General features: G+C 31.4%; 2 protein-coding genes. Both read left to right on the top strand.

Annotated elements, in window-relative coordinates; translation table 11 throughout:
* Positions 1–1,848, top strand: a 1,848-nt coding sequence (locus AC1DJR_RS19525; protein WP_477003288.1) for a hypothetical protein, incomplete at its 5' end; no start/stop codon positions are given.
* Positions 1,849–2,253: 405 nt separating this feature from the next.
* Positions 2,254–4,173, top strand: coding sequence for a DNA/RNA helicase domain-containing protein (locus tag AC1DJR_RS19530; RefSeq protein ID WP_477003289.1), 1,920 nt, complete (start codon positions 2,254–2,256; stop codon positions 4,171–4,173).
* Positions 4,174–4,209: the final 36 nt, after the last annotated feature.

Below are 4,209 nucleotides of genomic sequence, written 5' to 3' on the forward strand. Positions count from 1 at the left end.
ATAGAAGAAGAAAAGAAGATTACTGTTCAAAAAGGGAACAATAAATCCAGTTTCGATAACTGGATGAAATCTGTAAGATATAACTATAGTATTATTAGGAATATATTAGGTGATATTCGAATGCCGGTAGTATCGATACAGCAGGTATATGATAAAAGTAAAGATTTATGTTCACACACTTATCGCTATGCAGTGTCTAAAGAAGCTCGAGAATATATTATAAAATACAATGAAGTTAATGAGCACATAAGTAATAAAAATATTCGTTTGGCTGAATTGAACCAAGCGGTTAAAATGTTGCAAAATCAAGTAATAGAACATGAAGATACCCTTCAGGAATTAAGCGGAGACATATGGAAGGGAATGACTACACCAGAGAGTGATGAAATGCACCTTGTAACGCTTGTTACTCAGGCAGAAGTACAATTGAATCAAGGTCAAGTGGAATTGGCTGAAAATCGAAATAGAATAGAATACAATCGTGAGGAAATTCAAAAATTAGAGAAGMGTTTGGAAGAAAAGAAGCAGGATATGGAAAAAGATTATCCGCAATTTGGTGCTGAATATATAAAAATTCCAGATTGTAAAGCAGCGAAAGCACAATTTCGAAAGGAACGGAATCTCTTAGAGAGGCAATATAGTGAAACACGAGTTGAAATTCAGAAACTTCATACATCCCTTGAAGGAATTGAACAAATAACTCGTCTTCTTAAAGACTTGGATTTGCCAGCTCATTCTGGACAAATATTATTAGAGGAAGAAAGAGTATCTATCCATGAAAATCCTATGGGATATTTCACTCAGTGGAATCACAAATATAATACAGTTACCATGCATTATCGCCGTTATCAAGAAACACTGAGTAAACGTATTACACAGATAAAAGAAAAAATTGAATCCTTTAATAATATTCCGGAAACTTATCAAAAAGAATTAATTCACTTTTTATCTACTATTCGTGATATGAGCTTTGATGATGCTGTAGCTTCTTTGAATAACTATCTTGATTGGGCAAAAAACAACCTGCAAGATGAACTCGAACAAAAAGAAAAAGCGGATAAAGCGATTGAATTGTGTGCAGAACGACAATCCAGAAGAGTGCTGGATGTTATTAATGGCCTTCAAGACATAGTTAGGAAATTGACAGTTGTCAATTGGAAAAAAGAGCGATTTCCATTAATAAAATACAATAAGAACTTTCCATTTCCAATAAATGTAGAAGATATTAAGCCATTAATCAAAGAATTTTGTATGAACGAAATTGACTTTTATGTTAGCAAATATAAGAATGAGATAGATTATTTTACAGTGCATGATATTGCTAAAAGTGTAAACATATCAAAATTGGTTTTAAAGGCAATGGGTGATTTCCCAAGATTGATGATTCATATCCCTGGTATTGAAGGTGGATTACTTCGAGGTGAAGCCAAGCATGCCGTATATAAAGAATGGGAGACAATTAATCATGGAAGTATGACTTCTTCAACAAAGAGTGGGGGACAAACCCTACTGGCACATTTTATAGTGATAGCAATGATAATGAGACAAAGGGTAGAGGAAAACAGTCCGTTATTCCTTGTCACGGATAATCCATTTGGAACAATGTCAGCACCAGAACTGGTTGAAGGAGTTTTTTGTTTACTGGATCTTTTAAATATTCAGTGGTTAGTTGTTGCACCACCAATTACAAATGTATCTATTACATCAAAATTTCCTACAATTAATAATATGAACATAGAAGTAGTGGAGGGACGCAAAGTTCTCGAAAAGAAACTAGTTAAGAACTATCGCAAGTATTTACAAAATTATAGTGTTCTAAATCCAGAAGAGCAAGACAATATATCTTAAACAAATAAATAATAAAATAAAAATCCGGATATATATATCCGGATTTTTATAATGGACATGTCTATTTTACCTCTTTAGTTGGAGCAGAAAATCATTCTACTTTTAATGAAAAATAAGAACTATTAAGGAGATTGTTTGCACAGCGAAAAACACATCTTGAAATATGTGGAATATTATTGAGTGAGGAAATTTTGTATGATTTTTATAGATAAAAGTTAACCATTAACAGGGGGCTTTTAGTTCAAGATAAAAAATATCCATGGTCATCGATACCGATGGTCTATTTTATTTTAAATAACTTATTTCAATTTCGTGTAATATTATGAATTGTTTTTGCATTTTTACAACTTATTAATTTTTTATAGTAGAATTGTTATAGGAATATTTTTCTAGGGGGGAATTAAAATGAGTCGTGGATGGAAATTGAAAATAAAGGAATTTTTAAGTATTCCCGATAAAAAGGAATTTACAGATAAATTAGGAAGTTTGGGCTTTAGTGTAAGCAAATCGCAACTTAGTGCTTGGGATGATTGTTTTGTATTTTTAAAGAAGGAGCTTTATAATTTACCCTCAACGCAAAAGGAAGGAACAATAATTTTTGAATATAAATTAGAAAACGGTATGCGACCAGATGTACTTGTGCTTACAAACTCTAGTTTACTTGTACTAGAGTTTAAAAGTGGAGAAAATGCAGGTGCTTATATAGATGCTCACCGTGGCCAGGTAGAAAATTATTGTATGAGGTTTGAAAAATATCACGAATATACTTATAAAAATAACTTAAGGGTTAAACCATTTATTGTTTACACTCATCCAACTACAATAATAAATGAAAAAAATGTTTTATATAAAGACAATTTCACTCAAATTATCAGTAAAGAAATTAAAGATATCTCTAATGATGATGAAGTTTCAGAGTGGTTTAATTCAAATTATGAAGCAATCCCAGATATCTTAAATGCAATAGATCGGATATTTAACTCAACAGATTTACCTGCCATAATGAGATCTAAATCTAATATCGAAGGGGTTCTTAGTTCGATTAAGGATATTGTAGGTAATTCTGAAGATGATACATTAAATATTATATTAGTCTCTGGTGATCCCGGAGCAGGAAAAACTTTACTTGGATTAAAAATAGTGAGGGATTATATAAATCAATCTAATAAAAGTAGTTCAGCGCTATATTTATCAGGTAATGGCCCTTTAGTAGATGTTTTAAAATTTCAAATTAATGAGGCATGTAATAAGGTTCAAGAAGTGAGAAGCATATATAGTGAAGCATATATAAATGCTGTTTCTCATTATTTAGATCCTATAATCAGATATTTAAAAACTGGAGTGTTTTTAGGTGAAAGTGATATAAAAAAAGAGAAAATACTTGTATTTGATGAAGCACAGAGAGCTTGGGGAAAAGATCAAATGAAAAAAAAGAACCAGTTGGAAAAAAGTCAACCCGAAGTCTTACTTTATTATTTGCTTAATAGTATAAAGCAATTAAAAAGTTCAAAAACGTTAATATGTTTAGTTGGGGATGGTCAAGAGATTTACCGGGGCGAAGAAGATGGAATCAATAGTTGGGTTACTGCTATCAAGAGTGTAAAAGTTGATGAATGTAAAACAAGGATCTTTGCTCCAACAAAATACAGAAATATTCTTAAAGGAACAAATTCAGTCTTTGATGATAGTTTATATTTAAATTCATATTTAAGAGGACATGGGGCAGATAAATTCCCCCAATGGATTGATGCCGTTTTGAAAAATGAAACCGAAAGTGCGAGGGATTTATTAAAATCAATTTATGATGAGCAAAAATATTTTTCGATTTTTGTAACAAAATCTTTGCAGAAAGCTCAAGAACAAGTAAGACAACTGATTGATGAAAGTTTGGAGACATATGGGCTGGTAACAAGTTCATTTACACAATATGACTTGGAATATAAGGAAAAACATTCTATTCCAAGAGAAAAATTAGGGGAATGGTACAAGGAAAATTGTAAGGATTTTAATTCCTATGTAACAGAATTTGATTCCCAAGGTCTTGAAATTGACTATCCAGTCATTTATTGGGGACATGATTTAATCAAACTTAGTAAGAAAGGCAATTGGAAGCAATGGCAAACATTTTCTCGTAACAATCAAACTGGAGACCTGTATGATGGATTAAAGGAATATAAAGATCCTTTAAAAATATTAAAGAATATCTACAGAGTATTATTAACAAGGGGAAGAAACGGTCTAATTATTTATATACCAGAGGATCCATTGCTTAGTAATACATATAATTACTTTGTTGAAGTACTTGGGGTTAAGGAAATTGGATGATATAAGTATGATTTATGTACACTTCTCGTTCTGATT

This window comes from Bacillus sp. 05T31, assembly GCF_056396725.1.